16 protein-coding genes are annotated in these 18,399 nt (G+C 68.3%); 6 read left to right on the forward strand and 10 right to left on the reverse strand.

Going from position 1 to position 18,399, the window contains the following annotated elements:
• Positions 1-91: 91 nt before the first annotated feature.
• From ACRDNQ_RS02335 to ACRDNQ_RS02355, 5 genes are all read right to left on the reverse strand, one after another.
• Entirely contained in the window at positions 92-1,126 is a 1,035-nt protein-coding gene (locus tag ACRDNQ_RS02335) for a rod shape-determining protein (protein WP_431827012.1), read from the reverse strand.
• Between the two features lie 186 nt (positions 1,127-1,312).
• Positions 1,313-2,575, reverse strand: coding sequence for a DEAD/DEAH box helicase (locus tag ACRDNQ_RS02340; protein ID WP_431827013.1), 1,263 nt, complete (start codon positions 2,573-2,575; stop codon positions 1,313-1,315).
• A 409-nt stretch (positions 2,576-2,984) separates the two neighbouring features.
• Positions 2,985-4,553 carry a 2-isopropylmalate synthase gene (locus ACRDNQ_RS02345; RefSeq protein WP_431827014.1) on the reverse strand — a complete coding sequence of 523 codons (1,569 nt, stop codon included), beginning with the start codon at positions 4,551-4,553 and terminating at the stop codon, positions 2,985-2,987.
• 215 nt (positions 4,554-4,768) lie between these two features.
• Positions 4,769-5,569, reverse strand: a complete 801-nt coding sequence (locus ACRDNQ_RS02350; RefSeq protein WP_431827015.1) for a glutathione S-transferase family protein — start codon at positions 5,567-5,569, stop codon at positions 4,769-4,771.
• 32 nt (positions 5,570-5,601) lie between these two features.
• Entirely contained in the window at positions 5,602-6,225 is a 624-nt protein-coding gene (locus ACRDNQ_RS02355; protein WP_431827016.1) for a class I SAM-dependent methyltransferase, read from the reverse strand.
• 69 nt (positions 6,226-6,294) lie between these two features.
• Between ACRDNQ_RS02355 and ACRDNQ_RS02360 the strand changes: the two genes are divergently transcribed.
• Together ACRDNQ_RS02360 and ACRDNQ_RS02365 are read left to right on the forward strand one after the other, a co-directional pair.
• Positions 6,295-6,960, forward strand: coding sequence for an SDR family NAD(P)-dependent oxidoreductase (locus ACRDNQ_RS02360; RefSeq protein WP_431827017.1), 666 nt, complete (start codon positions 6,295-6,297; stop codon positions 6,958-6,960).
• Positions 6,954-8,480 carry a cryptochrome/photolyase family protein gene (locus tag ACRDNQ_RS02365; protein WP_431827018.1) on the forward strand — a complete coding sequence of 509 codons (1,527 nt, stop codon included), beginning with the start codon at positions 6,954-6,956 and terminating at the stop codon, positions 8,478-8,480. The genes ACRDNQ_RS02360 and ACRDNQ_RS02365 overlap by 7 nt, the downstream gene beginning before the upstream one ends.
• A 78-nt stretch (positions 8,481-8,558) precedes the next feature.
• Here ACRDNQ_RS02365 and ACRDNQ_RS02370 read toward each other — a convergent pair whose 3' ends face one another.
• Positions 8,559-9,989 (reverse strand): MORN repeat-containing protein, encoded by a 1,431-nt coding sequence (locus ACRDNQ_RS02370; protein WP_431827019.1) that lies wholly within the window; start codon positions 9,987-9,989, stop codon positions 8,559-8,561.
• A 201-nt stretch (positions 9,990-10,190) separates the two neighbouring features.
• On the opposite strand from ACRDNQ_RS02370, the gene ACRDNQ_RS02375 reads away from it, so the two are divergent.
• Positions 10,191-11,849, forward strand: coding sequence for an NAD+ synthase (locus ACRDNQ_RS02375; protein ID WP_431827020.1), 1,659 nt, complete (start codon positions 10,191-10,193; stop codon positions 11,847-11,849).
• 22 nt (positions 11,850-11,871) lie between these two features.
• Here the strand turns inward: ACRDNQ_RS02375 and ACRDNQ_RS02380 are convergent, their stop codons facing one another.
• The 3 genes from ACRDNQ_RS02380 to ACRDNQ_RS02390 form a co-directional block, all read right to left on the reverse strand.
• Positions 11,872-12,819: a 1-phosphofructokinase family hexose kinase gene (locus tag ACRDNQ_RS02380; protein WP_431827021.1), complete on the reverse strand. Its 948-nt coding sequence runs from the start codon at positions 12,817-12,819 to the stop codon at positions 11,872-11,874.
• 151 nt (positions 12,820-12,970) lie between these two features.
• Entirely contained in the window at positions 12,971-13,909 is a 939-nt protein-coding gene (locus tag ACRDNQ_RS02385) for an MBL fold metallo-hydrolase (RefSeq protein WP_431827022.1), read from the reverse strand.
• A gap of 136 nt (positions 13,910-14,045) precedes the next feature.
• The gene (locus ACRDNQ_RS02390) at positions 14,046-14,462 is read right to left on the reverse strand and encodes a metallopeptidase family protein (RefSeq protein ID WP_431827023.1); all 417 of its coding nucleotides are present in this window, start codon (positions 14,460-14,462) and stop codon (positions 14,046-14,048) included.
• A 100-nt stretch (positions 14,463-14,562) separates the two neighbouring features.
• On the opposite strand from ACRDNQ_RS02390, the gene gltX reads away from it, so the two are divergent.
• The 3 genes from gltX to ACRDNQ_RS02405 all read left to right on the forward strand — a co-directional run bounded on the left by gltX (position 14,563) and on the right by ACRDNQ_RS02405 (position 17,783).
• Positions 14,563-15,897: a glutamate--tRNA ligase gene (gene gltX / locus ACRDNQ_RS02395; RefSeq protein WP_431827024.1), complete on the forward strand. Its 1,335-nt coding sequence runs from the start codon at positions 14,563-14,565 to the stop codon at positions 15,895-15,897.
• 61 nt (positions 15,898-15,958) lie between these two features.
• Positions 15,959-16,300: a YegP family protein gene (locus tag ACRDNQ_RS02400; RefSeq protein WP_431827025.1), complete on the forward strand. Its 342-nt coding sequence runs from the start codon at positions 15,959-15,961 to the stop codon at positions 16,298-16,300.
• Positions 16,301-16,376: 76 nt separating this feature from the next.
• Positions 16,377-17,783: an MATE family efflux transporter gene (locus tag ACRDNQ_RS02405; RefSeq protein ID WP_431827026.1), complete on the forward strand. Its 1,407-nt coding sequence runs from the start codon at positions 16,377-16,379 to the stop codon at positions 17,781-17,783.
• Positions 17,784-17,798: 15 nt separating this feature from the next.
• Here ACRDNQ_RS02405 and ACRDNQ_RS02410 read toward each other — a convergent pair whose 3' ends face one another.
• Entirely contained in the window at positions 17,799-18,362 is a 564-nt protein-coding gene (locus ACRDNQ_RS02410) for a gamma-glutamylcyclotransferase family protein (RefSeq protein WP_431827027.1), read from the reverse strand.
• Positions 18,363-18,399: the final 37 nt, after the last annotated feature.

Below are 18,399 nucleotides of genomic sequence, written 5' to 3' on the forward strand. Positions count from 1 at the left end.
CTCCTTGAGACTGCTCCTTCAACCGGGCCGGGGCGCCTTGTCGCCGCCGGGGCGTTCTGGTGGGGGACGTCGTCCCGGGGCCTGTCCCGGCTCAGCTGTCGTAGTCTATCACATGCCGAAGCTGTTTTTCATACTCCAGCGCCTTGCCGGTTCCCAGCGCCACGCAGTTCAGCGTCTCGTCGGCCACGGAAATCGCAAGCCCGGTCTGTTCGCGCAGCGCGAGGTCCAGATCGCCCAGAAGCGCGCCGCCTCCGGTCAGCATGACACCGCGGTCCACGATGTCGGCGGCAAGGTCGGGCGGCGTGGCCTCGAGCGCGGTCATCACCGCCTCGCAGATCTGTTGCACGGTCTCGCTCAGCGCCTCGGCGACCTGCGCCTGGTTGATCTCGGTTTCCTTCGGGACCCCGTTGAGAAGGTCGCGGCCCCGGATCTCCATCGACGCGCCGCGCCCGTCGTCGGGCATCCTCGCGGTGCCGATCGAGGTCTTGATGCGCTCGGCCGTCGACTCGCCGATCAGCAGGTTATGCTGGCGCCGCAGATAGCTGATGATCGCCTCGTCCATCCGGTCGCCGCCGACGCGGACCGAGCGGGCATAGACGATGTCGCCAAGGCTCAGGACCGCCACCTCGGTGGTGCCGCCGCCGATGTCGACGACCATGTTGCCGGTCGGGTCGGTGATCGGCATCCCCGCGCCGATCGCCGCGGCGATCGGTTCGGCGATCAGGCCCGCGCGCCGCGCGCCGGCCGACAGCACCGACTGGCGGATCGCGCGCTTCTCGACCGGGGTCGCGCCATGCGGAACGCAGACGATGATCTTCGGCTTCGAAAAGGTCGTGCGGCGGTGCACCTTGCGGATGAAGTGCTTGATCATCTCTTCGGCGACGTCGAAATCGGCGATCACGCCTTCGCGCATCGGCCGGATCGCCTCGATCGAGCCGGGCGTGCGGCCCAGCATCAGCTTGGCGTCCTCGCCCACGGCCAGAACCTGCTTCTTGCCGTCCTTGACGTGATAGGCCACGACCGAGGGCTCGTTCAGCACGATCCCCTTGCCCCGGACATAGACGAGCGTGTTCGCCGTGCCGAGGTCGATCGCCATGTCCGATGAGAACAAACCGCCGAATACCATGTTCGTCTGCCTTTGTGTCCTGCCTACGCGGCTCCGAGTCTTGTCGCGCTGCGGGCCACGCACGCTTATAGGACTCGATTTGCGGCCATAAAAGGGCACATGTGGACAATCTTGACGCAGGTGGCCCTTTGTTGCCGGAAGCTGCCGCAAGGTGAGCGTCCGGCCAAGGTCGGTTTCAGGCGGCGATCAGGCCGCCTGACGTTCGCGCGTACGGTTCCGGGGGCGCCGCTTGCGTGAAGGTTTCGCGGCTTTGGCGGGGTTGCCGCCCGGTCCGCGCCGCGGTCCCTTGTCCATGCGATCGGAGGCCCCGGCGCGCTCGGGCGCCCAGCTTGTCCCGGCAAGCACGGGGATCGGGCGGCCCATCGTTTTCTCGATCGCGCGCAGTTCGGACATTTCCGCGGGCGCGCAGAACGTCACCGCCGAGCCGTCGCGGCCCGCCCGCGCGGTGCGGCCGATGCGGTGGACATAGTTCTCGGGCACGTTCGGCAGATCGAAGTTGTAGACATGCCGCACATCGGGAATGTCCAGCCCGCGCGCCGCCACGTCGGTGGCGACCAGCACGCGCAATTCGCCCGCCTTGAAGGCGGCAAGCGCACGGTCGCGCTGGCCCTGGCTCTTGTTGCCGTGGATCGAGCCGACGGCGAAGCCCGCGCGATCCAGGGTCTTCATCAGCTTCTCGGCGCCGTGCTTGGTCCGCGCGAAGACCAGCGCCAACTCGTTGCGGTGGGCGTCGAGCTTCTCGATCAGCAGTTCGGCCTTGGCCGACTGCTCGACGAAGATCAGGCCCTGACGCACCTTGTCGGCCGGCTTGCCCGGCGGTGCCGCCTCGACCCGGATCGGGTCCGTCAGGTAGTTCGCGGCCAGTTCGGCCATGAGCTTCGGCATGGTGGCCGAAAAGAGCATCGTCTGACGGTCCTTCGGCAGAAGCGGCGCGATGCGGCGAAGGGCGTGGATGAAGCCCATGTCCAGCATCTGGTCGGCCTCGTCGAGAACGAGAAACCGCGTCTGGTCAAGCCGGACGGCCTTTTGTTCCAGCAGGTCGATCAGGCGGCCGGGCGTGGCCACCAGGAGGTCGGTGCCGCGGTGCAGCCGGTTGATCTGCGGGTTGATCGAGGCGCCGCCCACGACGATGTTGACCTTGAGGTGCGTGCCCTGGGTATAGGCGCGCAGGTTCTCGGCGATCTGGTTGGCAAGTTCCCGCGTCGGCGCCAGGATCAGGCCGTTCACGGACTTGGGCGCGGGTGCGACGCCCAGGCTCATCAGCGCGTGGATCATGGGCAGCCCGAAGGCCGCGGTCTTGCCGGTGCCGGTCTGGGCAAGCCCCATGACGTCACGTCCGTTCATGGCGTGCGGGATGGCCTTCTTCTGGATCGGCGTCGGTTCGGTGATGCCCTGCTCGGCGAGTTTCGCCACAAGGCGGGGCTGAAGCCCCAGCATGTCGAAATCCATATCGGATACGTCCTTTGTGCAGCGGCCGCCATCGGGCGCCGCCGGAAGTCGTCGCCGCGCTGCCCCGAATGGGCAGGCGGTCGCAATCGGGTTCACGCGCCGCTCTGAACCGAAGGCCGGATTGCCCATTGGCCGTCAGCGCGCCGGACCCCTGCGTGATGTGGGAACCTGAGAAAATGTCGTGACGTTCCGCGTCGCCCGGTGTGCCCGGATCTTCGCCGTCTGCTCACGCGGCAGAAAACGTCTGTGCCCCGCAGATGGGGCCTCGGCGCCGCATTGTCAAACGAAATCGGCTGCCCTCCAGCGAGGCGGGGCTTCTTCTGGCGGCAAATACCTCGGGGGCGGCCCCGCGGACGCGGGGCCGGGGGCAGAGCCCCCGACCCGACCCGTCTCGGGTGTCAGCGCACCCTCAGCCCGCGTCGCGGTAGCTCACCTGTTTCACGTCGGCGTCCGGATCGGCCTTCGTGCGGCGCACCAGAAGATTGTTCAGCGCGTTCACATAGGCCTTGGCCGAGGCCACCACGGTATCGGTGTCGGCCGATTGCCCGGTGACGATGCGGCCGTCCTCTTCCAGCCGCACGCTGACCGTGGCCTGCGCGTCGGTGCCTTCGGTCACGGCGTGCACCTGATAAAGCTGCAGCCTCGCGTGATGCGGGAAAAGCGCGTTGATCGCCCGGAAGGTCGCGTCCACCGGTCCATCGCCCTGGGCGGTCATCTGATGGTCCTTGCCGTCGATCGTCAGCGTGATGTCGGCCGATTGCGGCGCTTCGGTGCCGCAGATCACGCGCAAGAACTTCACCTGGAGGCGCTCGTCGGCGTCCTCCTGGCTGCGCATCAGCGCGATCAGGTCCTCGTCGAAGACCTCCTTCTTGCGGTCGGCCAGGGCCTTGAAGCGCACGAAGACGTCGTTGAGCTGGTTGTCGGCCAGGTCGTAGCCCAGGTCCTTGAGCTTCGCCCGCAGTGCCGCCCGCCCCGAATGCTTGCCCATGACAAGCGAGGTTTCCTTCAGCCCGACATCCTCGGGGCGCATGATCTCGAAGGTCTGGGCGTTCTTCAGCATCCCGTCCTGGTGGATGCCCGACTCGTGGGCGAAGGCGTTCTTGCCGACGATCGCCTTGTTGAACTGCACCGGGAAGCCCGACACGGTCGAGACCCGGCGCGAGATCGCCATGATCTTGGTCGTGTCGATGTTCGTGTGCCAGGGCATGATGTCGTGGCGCACCTTCAGCGCCATGACCACTTCCTCCAGCGCGGTGTTGCCGGCGCGCTCGCCAAGGCCGTTGATCGTGCATTCGATCTGCCGCGCGCCCCCCGCCACGGCCGCCAGCGCGTTGGCGGTGGCCATGCCAAGATCGTTGTGGCAATGCGTGGCAAAGACCACCTCGTCGGCGCCCGGCACGGTCTCGATCAGGCGGCGGATCAGGTCTGCGGACTCGACGGGTGCGGTATAGCCCACGGTGTCGGGGATGTTGATCGTGGTGGCGCCCGCCCTGATCGCGATCTCGACCACGCGGCACAGGTAATCCCACTCGGTCCGCGTCGCGTCCATCGGCGACCATTGCACGTTGTCGCACAGGTTGCGGGCGTGCGTCACGGTGTCGTGGATGCGTTCGGCCATCTCGTCCTTGGTCAGCTTCGGGATGTCCCGATGCAGCGGCGAGGTGCCGATGAAGGTGTGGATGCGCGGGCGCCTGGCGTGCCGCACCGCCTCCCAGCAGCGGTCGATGTCCTTGTAGTTGGCGCGCGCCAGCCCGCAGATCACCGCGGTCTTGGCCTGCTTGGCGATGTCGCTCACCGCCTCGAAATCGCCGTCCGAGGCGATCGGGAAGCCCGCCTCGATGATGTCGACGCCCATGTCGTCAAGCATCTCGGCGATCTCGAGCTTTTCGTCATGCGTCATGGTGGCGCCGGGCGATTGTTCGCCGTCGCGCAGCGTGGTGTCGAAGATCAGCACGCGGTTCTTGTCGATCTGGGTCATGTCGTCGGTCCTTGGTCCCTAGCTTTTGCGATCCGGCGCTGGTTCACCCCTGAGCGGTCGCGCCGAATGGCACGCTCAGAGGCGGCTAAGGAGAAGCAGGGCGAGCAGGGGGGTCCCGCATTCAGCGGGGCCGGTCACGCGATCGATCGCGATATGGTCCTGTCTCGTCATGGCGCCGGTTATACGGCTTTGACGCGGCGGCGCAAACCGGAAAATCAGCCCAGCAGCCCCAGCTCGGCGTCCGAGGCGATGCGGTCGTACTTGTCGCGGGGGGGCATCGGCCGGCCGCGCCAGTCGGGCTCGAAGACGAAGGACGATGCGGCGCGCCCCTGGGGAAGTGCGCCGTTCCCGGAGCCCACCGCATAGTCGTAGTAAAGCTTCACGATCTCCTCGCGGCTCACCTGCTGGGCCGCGGGATGGGCGAGGCAGGCCTTGCGCCAGCGGGCGACGCGGGCGAAATCCGGCCCCTCGGGCAGGACGAAGCCCTCGTAATAGTCAAGAAACCAGAACCGCATCATCAGGGGCGTGAACACGGCCTCGGCCAGGCCGAAACGATCGAAAAGCCAGGTGCCGTCCGGGTTGTGGCGCAGAAGGAAGTCGTTCAGCCACCGGTAGTGGTCCAGCAGCGCCTCGCGCAGCGCTTCGATCTTCGCCCGGTCGCGGTTCATCACCATGGTGTAGCCCGCCATGGCGAACGGCCCCTCGCGCGTGATCATCATGCCTTCGACCGCCCGTTCGTAGGGATCGGGCCGGGCGATCTGCGGGCTGGCGAAGCGCTCGTCGATGTAGCGCAGGATGACAAGGCTTTCCTTCAGCACCCGCTCGTGCTCGTCCACAAGGATCGGCAGTGCCGTCGTGCCCCCGGTATAGTCCAGAAGCCACGGCGGCCTGGGCCGCGTGATGTCGATCACGCCGAAGTCGACGGCGCCTTCAAGCCCTTTCAGCGTCAGCAGGATCTCGATCCGCTGGCAGAAGGGACAGACGGGGATGTGATAGATGACGGGACGGTCCTTCATGCCCCCTGACTAGCAGGGGGATCGCGCCACTGTCACGCGGGCTTCTGCGCCACGAGGAACAGCGCGGCCCTGGGCTTTGGCCGCCAGTCCTCGACGATCTCGAGGCCGGCGGCGCGCATCCCGGCGCGCAGGTCGTCGCCCCCGAGGAACCGCACCCGGGGGGCCAGGCCCACAAGCCGCAGGGGCGGCACGATCGCGGCCACCCACCGCAGCCCGTCGTTCAGACAGGCGGTGCTGGATACAAGGACCCCGCCGGGTTTCAACGCGCCTGCCAGCCGCGTGATCGCCCCCGCGGGGTCGTCGAGCAGGTGCAGCAGGTTCAGCGCGAGGATCGCGTCGAATCGCGCCTCTCCCAGGTCCAGCGTCTCCAGCGCCGATTGCCGGAAGGTCACGTTCGTCACGCCGGCCTCTGTGGCGCGTTCGCGTGCGATGGCGATCATCTCGGACGAGATGTCGGTGCCAAGGACATGCCCCGCGTGGGGCGCGTGGCGCAAGGCAGTTGTGCCCGTCCCGCACCCGACCTCGAGCACCTCGGCCCCCGGCGTCAGATACCGCTGCGTGATCTCGAGCTTGCGCGCATAGGCGCCCTCGTCGCGGATGTTCGCCCGGGCATAGCGGCGGGCGACCCGGTTCCAGAAGCGGCTGTCGTCCCACATCGCGGCGTTCCTCCTGTCCAGGGTTCTAGCGCGATTGACCGCCAAGGTCATCGGTTTAGCTTGCGCGTCATGACGGAACGCGCGCTTGTCATCGGCGCCTCGGGCGGGATCGGGGCGGCCATCGTCGACGCCCTGTCGCGGCAGGGCACACAGGTCACGGGGCTTTCGCGCCGGGACGACGGCCTTGACGTGACCGATCCGGCATCGGTCGACCGGGTGCTTGGGGCGCAGGGCGGACCTTTCGAGCTGATCTTCGTTGCCTCGGGCATCCTCGCGGCCGAAGATCGCGCCCCCGAAAAGACGCTCGACGCCATCGACGCCGACGCCATGGCGCGGACCTTCGCCGTGAACGCCATCGGCCCCGCGCTGATCCTGCGCCACGCACCCCGCCTTCTGCCGCGCGAGGGACGCTCGGTCGTGGCGGTGCTGACCGCGCGCGTGGGTTCGATCGGCGACAACCGCATGGGCGGCTGGTATTCCTACCGCGCCTCCAAGGCGGCGGCGAACCAGATCGTCCATGGCGCGGCCATCGAGATCGGCCGCAGGCGGAAGGAATCCATCGTCGTGGCCCTTCACCCCGGCACCGTCGCCACGCCCTTCACCTCCGATTACTCCGGCCATGCCAAGGTCACGCCCGAAGCGGCGGCGGACAACCTTCTGCGGGTGATCGACGGCCTGACGCCGGCGCAGTCGGGCGGCTTCTTCGACTACGCCGGCCAGGAGGTGCCGTGGTGAGGCTTGTCCTCGTCCTTGGCGACCAGCTCACCCCCGCCGTTGCCGCGCTGAAGGCCGCGGACCGAGCGCGCGACCTCGTGGTCATGGCCGAGGTCGCGGACGAAGCCTCGTATGTACCGCATCATCCCAAGAAGATCGCGCTGTTCTTCGCCGCCATGCGCAAGTTCGCCGGGCGTCTGCGGGACGACGGCTGGCAGGTCGCCTATACCCGCCTCGACGATCCCGACACCGCGGGCTCGATCCCGGGCGAACTGCTGCGCCATGCCGCGCGAACCGGCGCGACCGAGGTGATCGCGACCGAACCCGGGGAATGGCGTCTGATCCGGCGTCTGTCCGATCTGCCGCTCGACGTCACACTCCTGGAAGACGACCGCTTCGTCGCCTCGCACGCCGAATTCCGGAACTGGGCCTCGGGCCGCAAGCAGTTGCGGATGGAGTGGTTTTACCGTGAGATGCGCCGCAAGACCGGCCTTCTGATGCAGGGCGACAAGCCGGTGGGCGGCCAGTGGAACTTCGACCACGACAACCGCAAGCCGGCCCCGGGCGACCTCTTCCGTGGCGCGCCGCTCTGGACCCCGCCGGACGACGCGGTGTCCGAGGTCCTCGATCTTGTCGAGGCCCGGTTCCCCGCCAATTTCGGCGCGCTTCGCCCCTTCGGCTTCGCCACCGACGCGGCCGGCGCAGAACGGGTGTTCGCGCATTTCCTGACCACCGCGCTGCCCTTCTTCGGTGACTATCAGGACGCGATGCTGGCGGACGACCCGTTTCTCTATCACGCGCTGATCTCGGGCTACCTGAACCTCGGGTTGCTCGACCCGCTCGACGTCTGCCGCCGGGCCGAGGCCGAATGGGCCGCGGGCCGCGCGCCGCTGAACGCCGTCGAAGGCTTCATCCGTCAGATCATTGGCTGGCGGGAATTCGTGCGCGGCGTCTATTTCCTCGAAGGACCCGACTACACGGCACGCAATGCGCTGGGCCACGACCGCGACTTGCCGCCGCTCTACTGGGGGGCGCCGACCCGGATGGCCTGTCTTTCGCATGCCGTCGCGCAGACCCGGGACACGGCCTATGCCCACCACATCCAGCGCCTGATGGTGACGGGGAACTTCGCGCTTCTGGCCGGGATCGACCCGCGCGCGGTGCATGAATGGTATCTCTCGGTCTACTGGGACGCCGTCGAATGGGTCGAGGCGCCGAACACCCTGGGGATGAGCCAGTTCGCCGACGGCGGCGTCGTGGGCTCCAAACCCTATGTCTCGTCGGGCGCCTACATCGACCGGATGTCGGACTACTGCCGGGGCTGCGCCTACGACGTGAAGGCCAAGACGGGTCCGGGGGCGTGTCCCTTCAACCTTCTCTACTGGCACTTCCTCGACCGCCACCGCACACGCTTCGAGGGCAACCCGCGCATGGCGCAGATGTACCGCACCTGGGACAGGATGGACCCCGCCCGCCAGGCCGCCGTTCTGGCCGGCGCGACCGCCTTTCTCGACCGCCTCGACGCGGGCGAAGCCGTCTGACCGGCCCGCCACGCCGGCGATCGCCCCCGGGCTTCTTCTCTTGTCAAATACTCACGGCCGGACGCCGGCCAGGGGCGCTCAGTTCTGGTCTGCGGCGCCTTCGCCGGTCAGGGCGCCGTTCTCCCAGGTGCCGGCCGCTTCCTCGCCGCTGGCATAGCGGATGGTGCCCTCGCCCTGCCGCTGGCCGTTGACGAATTCACCCTCGTAGACGTCGCCGTTGGCGTAAGACGCCACGCCCCGCCCGTTGATCTCGCCGCCTCTCCACTCGCCGGCGTAGGAAAACCCGTCGGGCATGGTGATCGTGCCCTGACCCTCGCGCTGTCCGTTCACGAACTGGCCGTCATAGACGGTGCCGTCGGCGAAGGTGGCCACGCCCTGGCCATGCCGCTGGCCGGCCAACCACTCGCCGGCGTAGGTATAGCCATCGGCGAAGGTCATGGTGCCGAAGCCCTCCATCTGCGCGTCCTTGAAGCCGCCCTCGTAGGTCACGCCGTTGGCATAGGTCGCCTTGCCCTGGCCGTCGATCACGCCGGCCTTCCAGTCGCCTTCATAGGTATTGCCGTCGGGATAGGTGATCCTGCCGGTGCCATCGGCCAGATCGTTGCGGAACTGCCCGACATAGACCGACCCGTCGGGATAGGTCACGGTGCCCTCGCCTTCGATCCGGCCCTCGACCCAGGCGCCCTCGTAGCGGTAGCCGTCGGTGCCGGTGAAGACGCCTTGTCCCTGCCGGCGGTCGTTCACGAAGCTGCCGACATAGACATCGCCGTTGGCGTAGGTGACGCGGCCGTCGCCCTGGCGCTGGCCATTGACCAGTGTGCCCTCGTAGACGTCGCCGTTGGGCTGGGTCAGCTTGCCCTGTCCGTTGATCTGCCCGTCGGCCCACTCGCCGACGTAGGTCAGCCCGTCCGGCATGGTCAGCGTGCCGAGGCCCGCGCGCACGCCGCGCACCAGATCGCCTTCGTAGACCGCCCCGTCGGGATAGGTGATGCGGCCCTTGCCTTCCTTGATGCCGTTCGTCCAGGCGCCCTCGTAGACATAGCCGCCGGGGCTTTCCATGCGCCCGAGCCCATCGTGCAGTGCGTTGAGGAACCCGCCTTCGTAGCGCACGCCGTTGGCATAGACCGCGACGCCCGTTCCGGTGATCTCGCCCTCGACCCAGTCGCCCTCGTAGGTGCCGCCGTCGGCGAAGGTGATCTTGCCCTTGCCGTGCGGCTTGCCGTCCTCGAAGGCGCCTTCGTAGATCGAACCGTTGGGGAAGCGCGCCACACCCTGGCCGCGAATCTCGCCGTCGATCCATTCGCCCGAGTATTCGTATCCGTTGGGCAGCCTGTAGGTGCCGGTTCCGTGCTGCTTGCCGTCCCGGAACGTGCCCTGGTAGACGCCGCCGTCGTCATACTGCTTGGTGATGACGGTGCCGCCCTCCTGGGCAAGGCCCGCGCCCGCCAATCCCAGCGCCGCCGCCAGCGCGACGGCCGCAATTCCGCGCCTTTTCGCCTGCACTCTCATCTCGCTTGTCCGCCTCGCCTGTCGGAAGGTCTTTTCGGTCTGCCCCGAACCCTAAGGGACGCCTTGGGACCCCGCAACGGTTTTCCCCCCGAGTGCCCGCGTCCCGGCGCCGCCACGCTGCCTGTCGCCCTGCGCCGCACCCGCATGGACTTTCGTTCGGGCGGAACTCTGTTAAGAGGGCGCGGAATGGAGAGTTTCGGAATGTCCGACCGTTTCCGGCTGACGCTGGCGCAACTGAACCCGACCGTGGGCGACATCGACGGCAACGCCGCGATGGCGCGCGCGGCCTGGACCATTGCCCGCGACGCCGGCGCCGATTTCCTGGCCCTGACCGAGATGTTCGTCACCGGCTACCAGGTGCAGGACCTCGTGATGAAGCCGGCCTTCACGCTCGATGCCATGGCGGCGATCGCCGATCTCGCGCGCGACTGCGCCGACGGTCCCGCCATCGGGATCGGCGGCCCCTACGCCGAGGACGACAGGCTTTACAACGCCTACTGGATCCTCAAGGGCGGCCGGATCACCGCGCGTATCCTCAAGCACCACCTGCCGAACGAAACCGTCTTCGACGAGGTGCGCCTTTACGACGTCGGCCCGGTGTCGGGCCCCTACCGCATCGGTCCGGTCCGGATCGGCACGCCGATCTGCGAGGACGCCTGGCACACCGACGTGTGCGAGACGCTGGCCGAAAGCGGCGCCGAGATCCTGCTTGTCCCGAACGGCTCGCCCTACTACCGGCACAAGTACGACCGGCGGCTTGCGCACATGGTCGCCCGCACGGTCGAGACGGGGCTGCCGCTGGTCTATCTCAACATGGTGGGCGCGCAGGACGACCAGGTCTTCGACGGGGCGTCCTTCGTGCTCAATCCGCATGGCCAGCTCGCCGCCCTTCTGCCCGCCTTCGACGAGGCCGTGGTGCACATCGACTTCGAGCACGGGGACGAGGGTTGGCGCGCGCTGCCGGGCGATCGCACGCCGCAGCCCGACGACTGGGAACAGGACTATCGCGCCATGGTCCAGTCGGTGCGTGACTACTGGCGCAAGACGGGCTTCCGGACCGCGCTTCTGGGCCTGTCCGGCGGGGTCGACAGCGCGCTTGTCGCCGCGATCGCCGCCGATGCGCTGGGTCCGACGAACGTCCGCTGCGTGATGCTGCCGTCCGACTATACCTCGACCCACTCGCTCGAGGATGCCGCGGCCGTGGCGACCGCGCTGGGCTGCCGGCTGGACACGATCCCGATCTCGGGACCTCAGGCGGCGGTGTCGCAGGCCCTGGCCCCCGTCTTCGCGGGCACCTCGCCCGACATCACCGAAGAGAACATCCAGTCCCGGCTGCGCGGCCTTCTTCTGATGGCGCTGTCGAACAAGTTCGGCGAGATGCTTCTGACCACCGGCAACAAGTCCGAGGTCGCGGTGGGCTATGCCACGATCTATGGCGACATGGCGGGGGGCTACAATCCGCTGAAGGACCTCTACAAGACACGGGTCTTCGAGACCTGCCGCTGGCGCAACGCGAACCACCGCGACTGGATGATGGGGCCGGCGGGCCAGGTCATCCCGCCGCGCGTCATCGACAAGCCGCCCTCGGCCGAGCTGCGCCCCGACCAGAAGGACGAAGACAGCCTGCCGCCCTACCATGACCTCGACATCATCCTCGAACAGCTCGTCGACCGCGAGGCGAGCGTTGCCGAAGTCGTGGCGATGGGTTTCGACCGCGAGGTGGTGAAGAAGGTCGAGCGCCTGATCTATCTGAGCGAATACAAGCGCTTCCAGTCCGCGCCCGGCACCCGGCTTACGCCGCGCAGCTTCTGGCTGGACCGCCGCTATCCGGTCGTCAACCGCTGGCGCGACGACAGCTAGGGCGGGGCCGGGCGCTCGGCGGTCAGAGCGTGGTCAGAACGCAGCGCTGGTACATCGCCTCGACGTCCTTGCGGGTGAAAAGCCGCGTGGCCTCGGTCGTGACCGCGGCGGCGGCCGCCGCGACGCCCCAGCGCAGGCAGTCTCCGGGGGCCTGGCCGCGCGACAGGGCCAGCGTGAAGGCCCCCACGAAGCTGTCGCCCGCACCCACGGCGCTGACGACCTTCACCGGCGGGCTGACCGTGTGCCAGCTGCCGTCCGCGGTCGACAGGACCGAACCGTCGGCCCCGCGCGCGACAATCACGATCTCGGCCACGCGCTTTTTCACCAGGGTCTCGGCAAAATCCGCCGTGTCCCGGCGCGAGGGCAGGGCGCGGCCGGCCAGTTCCTCGGCCTCCTCGCCGTCCATGCGCAGGACGAACAGTGCCTGGTGCGGCTTTTCCACCAGGTGGAACAGCGCCGGTCCCGAGGTATCGACGATCAGCCGTGCGTGCTTGCCGGCCACATGGTTCGACAGGATCGCCGGAAAGTCCTTCGCCACCCCCGGCGGCTGGCTGCCCGACAGCACCACGTAGGCCCCGTCGCCGGCCGCCCGGTCGATCGCCGCCAGCGCGCGCGCCACGTCCTTCTTCTTCCACTGCGGCCCCGGCATGACGAAGCGGTACTGCGCCCCGGTGCTTTCGTCTGTGACCGACACCGACTGCCGCGTCTCGCCCGGGCCCTGGATCGCCACCGTGGCCACGCCTTCGACCGCAAGCAGTTCCAGAAGCTGCGCGCCGGTGGTGCCGCCGATCGCCACCATCGCCGTCGACTGCCCGCCCAGAAGCTGGATCGCGCGGCTCACGTTGATGCCGCCGCCGCCGGGATCGATCTCGGGCTCGGTGCAGCGCAGCTTCGGCCCCGGCTCGACCTGTGGCGCGGAGGTGGCGAAATCCACCGTCGGGTTCAGCGTGACAGTCAGGATGGCGGGCATGGGCAGGTGTCCTTGCGGTCGTCGTCGGGCGACTCGCCTGTTAGCGGTCACAGGACGCTACAACAAGGCAAAACGGGGCGCAAAGCCGTTGCCTTGCGCCCCGCCGCCGTCACCGTGAGTGGTGTGTCGGTCCCTCGACGTGTTCGCCGCCTTACAACATGAACTGGTAGGTCCCGGGCACGTAGCGGAACCCGTCGTCGCGGGTTTCGACGAAGCCGAAGGCCGGGAAGGGCATGTGATAGCCGATGAACGGAAGGCGGTCGGCCGCCAGCATTCCCAGCACCTGCCGGCGCGACGCCGCCGCGGCCGCCTTGTCGGCGTCGAAGCGCACTTCCCAGTCGGGATGGGCCAGCGACCAGACATAGTGGTTGGCAAGATCGCCCGCGATCAGAAGCTGCTGGCCGCCCGAGTCGAGCATGTAGGTCATGTGGCCGGGCGTATGTCCCGCGGCCAGCATCCCGGTGATGCCCGAAGCGACGGCTCCGCCGTCGGCGATGAAGGTCATCTTCTCGGCGAAGGGGCGCACCTTGGCGTCGAAGCCCTCGTTGCCCGCGCCCGCCCAGTGGTCGAATTCGACCTGGCCGGCGACGTAGCGCGCGTTGGGGAAGGTCGGGCTGCCATCGTCGCCGGTCAGACCGCCGATGTGATCGCCATGCATGTGGGTCAGGACAACGACATCGACATCGCCCGGCCCGTAGCCCGCGGCCTCGAGCGCGGCCAGCGTCGGGCCGGCCGCAAGTCCGGCATCAAACAGCACGACTTCGGCTCCGGTGTTGACCACGGTGGGCGTGAAGAAGAATTGCGTCCGGTCGGCGGGAATGAAGTTGGCGGCGCTGACGGCGGCGAATTCCTCGGCCGAGACGTTCATGCCGAAGGTCTCTTGCGGGGCCTCGACGGTGCGCGTGCCGGCAAGAAGTGCCGCCACTTCGAAGTCGCCCAGCATGAAGGAATGCTTGTTGGCGTTCGGCGCCATCATCGGGTTGTCCTGGGCCAACGCCCCGCGCGAGACGGCAAGCGTCGAGGTCGCGAAGGGCAGGGCGGCGCTGGCGGCAAGGGCGGCGCGGCGTGTGAACCGGGGTGGCGTCGTCATCGGGAATCCTCCGTGTGGCGGTTGGCGTGCGTCGATGGGGGCGAGATAGCGGCCCCCTGGCCGTCGTCCATGTCCTGCGCAGGTCCTGTGCGGAAATCCGCAGGTCGCTGTGCGCCCGGCCGCCTCGTCGGCCGCGTCACTCCCACCAGCGGTCGATGGCGGCGATGTCGTCGTCGGACCAGCCGAAATGATGGGCAAGTTCATGGACATAGACATGCGCCACCAGGTCGGCCAGCGCGATGTCGCCGCGCTGGCACCATTCGTCGAGGATCGCGCGGCGGAACAGCCAGATCGTGTCGGGCCCCATCGGCTGGTCCATCACCGACTTCTCGGTCAGCGGGATGCCGTCGTAAAGCCCGGTCAGTTCGAACGGATCCTCGATCCCGAGGTCGTCGAGCATGTCGTCCAAGGCGAAATCCTCGACCCGCAGCGCCAGGGCGGCGGCATGGGCGCGGAATGGCTCGGGCAGGGCGGCCTCGGCCGCGCGCGCGATGGCTTCGATATCCGCTGCGTCGGGCGGTGTCGCCCGGGTCCAGTCGATGGGCAGGTCCATGGCGCAGATATGGACAAAATCCGCGCCCTGTGAAAGAGACCCGTGGCCCCCGGGGGTCTCTTCCGGGGTCTCGCGTCCGGCCGGGCCACAGGAGAGCGCCATGACCACCACCCGTTTCGCCCCGTCGCCGACCGGATACATCCACATCGGCAACCTGCGCGCCGCGCTTTTCAACTGGCTGATCGCGCGCAAGGCAGGCGGCACCTTCATCCTGCGCTTCGATGACACCGATCCCGAACGGTCGAAGGAGATCTATGTCGACGCGATCCGCGAGGACCTCGAATGGCTGGGCCTGACCTGGGACCGCGAGGAACGCCAGTCCCTGCGGCTTGACCGCTATGCCGAAGAGGCGAAGCGCCTGCGGGACGCGGGCCGCCTTTACGAGGCCTTCGAGACCCCGACCGAGCTTGACCTCAAGCGCAAGAAGCAGCTCAACATGGGCAAGCCGCCGGTCTATGACCGCGCGGCGTTGGCGCTGAGCGACGATCAGCGCGCCAAGCTTCGCGCCGAGCGCGAGCCGCACTGGCGCTTCCTGCTGGATCAGACGCGGATCGAGTGGACCGACGGCATCCTTGGCCCGGTCTCGATCGACGCGGCCTCGGTCTCGGACCCGGTGCTGATCCGCGGCGACGGGCAGGTGCTCTACACCTTCGCCTCGGTGGTCGACGACGTCGACATGGGCGTCACCGACATCGTGCGCGGCGCCGATCACGTCACCAACACCGCCACCCAAATCCAGATCATCGGGGCGCTGGGCGGCACGCCGCCGCGCTTTGCCCACCATTCCCTTCTGACCGGCCCGCAAGGCGAGGCGCTGTCGAAGCGACTGGGCACGCTCAGCCTGCGCGACCTGCGCGCCGCAGGCATCGAGCCGATGGCGATCATCAGCCTGATGGCGCGGCTCGGATCGTCGGACCCGGTGGAACTGCGCACCTCGCTTGACGAGGTGATCGACGGGTTCGACCTGTCGCATTTCGGCGCCGCGCCCACGAAGTTCGACGCCGAGGACCTTCGGCCCCTGACCGCGCGCATCCTGTCCGAGACCCCGCACGCGGCCGTGGCCGACCACCTGCGCGCCGCCGGCGTGCCCGCGCACCTGAGCGAGGCCTTCTGGCACGCGGTCCGGGCCAACATCGGCCGCCTGTCGGAAGTGGCCGACTGGTGGGCGGTCTTCGCCGAGGGCGCAGCAGGCACCGTCGACCCCGAGGATGGCGACTTCGTCGCGTCCGCGCTCGCGCTTCTGCCCGAACCGCCCTATGACGCGACCACCTGGTCGGCCTGGACCGACGCGGTCAAGGCGGCTTCGGGGCGCAAGGGGCGCGCGCTTTTCGCGCCGCTGCGCCGGGCGGTGACGGGGCGCACCTCGGGCCCCGAGATGGCGGATGTGATGCCGCTTTTGCAGAAGAAGCCGAGGGTCAATCAAACGCTTGGCTGATGGCCCGGCTTCGCGCTAAAGCTTTCCGCAAGGGAAGTTTTCAGACGGGGAGACTGTGACAATGTCTGGCAAATTCGAACTTTACGCCGACAAGGGCGGCGAAATCCGCTTTCGGCTCAAGGCCTCGAACGGGCAGGTGATCCTGGCCAGCGAGGGCTACAAGTCGAAGGCGAGCGCGAAGAAGGGCATCGCGTCGGTCCAGAAGAACTGCGCCGACGACACCCGGTTCGAGCGCAAGGAAACGAAGTCGGGCAAGCCCATGTTCAACCTGCGCGCCACCAACGGCCAGGTCATCGGCACGAGCGAGACCTACGAATCCGCCTCGGCCTGCGAGAACGGCATCGCCTCGGTCAAGAAGAACGCCCCCGAGGCGCAGATCGTGGACCTGACGAAAGAGGCCTGATCCCGGGACGATCCGGTCGATGCGCCCGGCCCCCGCGCCGGGCGTTTCCGTTTCAAGGCGGGCGGTGGAAGGGCCGATGGACACCCAGGCGAAGTTCCTGACCGGCAACCTCTTCCGGCACATCTCGGTGATGTCGCTGACGGCCTCGGTCGGGCTGATGGCGGTGTTTCTCGTCGATTTCGTCGACATGATCTTCATCTCGATGCTGGGCAAGGCCGAGCTTGCGGCGGCGGTCGGCTATGCCGGCGCGATCCTGTTCTTCACCACCTCCTTCGGCATCGGCATGGCAATCTCCGCGGGCGCGCTGGTGTCCCGCGCGCTGGGCGCGGGCGAGACCGACCTCGCCCGGCAGAGGGCGACGAACGCGCTGATCCTCGGGGTCATCTTCGGTGCGGCCTTCGCGGCGCTGGTCTGGGTCAACCTGCCGGTGCTGGTGGCCCTTCTGGGCGCCACGGGCGAGACCGCAACGCTGGCCGTGCACTATCTGCGGATCATCGTGCCCTCGCTTCCGCTCTTGCTGATCGGCATGGTCGGCGGCGCGATCCTGCGGGCGCATGGCGACGCGCGCCGCGCGATGATGGCGACGATCTGGGGCGGGGTGGTCAACGCGGTTCTCGACCCGATCCTGATCTTCGGTCTCGACCTCGACCTGACCGGCGCGGCGCTGGCGAGCGTGGCCGCGCGCGTCACCATCGCGGTGACGGCGCTTCTGCCGATCCTGCGCCACTACGGGGGCTTCATCCGGCCCAGCCTGCCGGGGCTTTCGGCCGACCTTGGCCCGGTGCTGGCCATCGCGGGGCCCGCGATCCTGACGCAGCTCGCAACACCCCTCGGGCAGGCCTACGTCACCCGCGCCATGGCCGAGTTCGGCCAAGAGGCGGTGGCCGGAATGGCGATCGTCGCGCGGATGACGCCGGTGGCCTTCGGCATCCTCTTCGCGCTCTCCGGCGCGATCGGGCCGATCATCGGCCAGAACCACGGGGGCGGGCGCCCCGATCGGGTGAAGCGCAGCTTTTCCGACGCGCTCCTCTTCACCGCGATCATCGTGGTCGCGGTCACGGCCGTCCTCTTTGCCCTGCGCGGACCCGTCGCCGACCTCTTCGGCGCGACCGGTGTGACGCGGCAACTGGTCTTCCTGTTCTGCGGTCCGCTGGCGCTGGCCTTCTTCTTCAACGGGGTGATCTTCGTTGCGAACGCGGCTTTCAACAATCTTGGCCACCCCTTCCATTCGACCTGGATCAACTGGGGGCGGCACACGCTGGGCACGATCCCGCCGGTGATGCTGGGCGCGGCGGTGCTGGGCGCGCCGGGGGTGCTGATCGGGCAGGCGGCGGGCGGGGTGATCTTCGCCGCGATCGCCTTCGTTCTGGCCCGCCGGGTCATGGCCGGGGGGATAGAGGCGGGCGGGCCGGGCAAGGCGGCCCAGCCCGAACCCTTCGTCCGCGAGGCGCGGCTCTTCCAGCTGTTCCACCACCGCCGCTGAGACGGGCGCGCGCCATCAGCCCGCGATCACTTCGACCGAAAGCGCGCGCAGCCAGGCGTCGACCAGCCCGTGCTCGAAGCGCGACAAGGGCTGGTGGCGCGCGTAGCGCGGGGCAAGGCGGTCGTCCAGAACCGGCCCCTCCCAGCCGTCGGTCGTGGCGAAGAAGCGGTCGACCCCGGGCTCGCCGAATTCGCGCAGATAGCCCTGCACGACCACGTCGAGATAGCTCAGAAGGATCGGATGGGCGTGGCTTGCGGGTTGGTGCTTGCCGTCGGGCACCCAGTAGATATGGACCTCGGGCGTCGCGGCCAGCGGATGCGAGACGCCCGCCGCCCGCACCCGGTCATAAGCGCGTTCGCGGTGGTCGAGCGCGGTCCAGTCGGCCATCGGAACCTCGGCGATCAGGCCGTCGATCTCGGTTGTCTCGTCCGGAACGGCCGTCAGGTAGGCGACTGGCCGGCTCAGCGTGTGCCGCCAGGCCCGGCGCCAGCCGCAGACCCGTGCGGGATGCGCCGTCGCATAGTCGTGGGTGGCGCGGTTCACCAGGCTGCCGTAGCCGAAGAAGAAGGGATGCGTCATGGCGTCATGTGACCCGGCCCGCGGCCCGGGGGCAAGG

The sequence above is a fragment of the Saliniferula longa genome (assembly GCF_050789285.1).
GTDB lineage: Bacteria > Pseudomonadota > Alphaproteobacteria > Rhodobacterales > Rhodobacteraceae > CAVPWP01.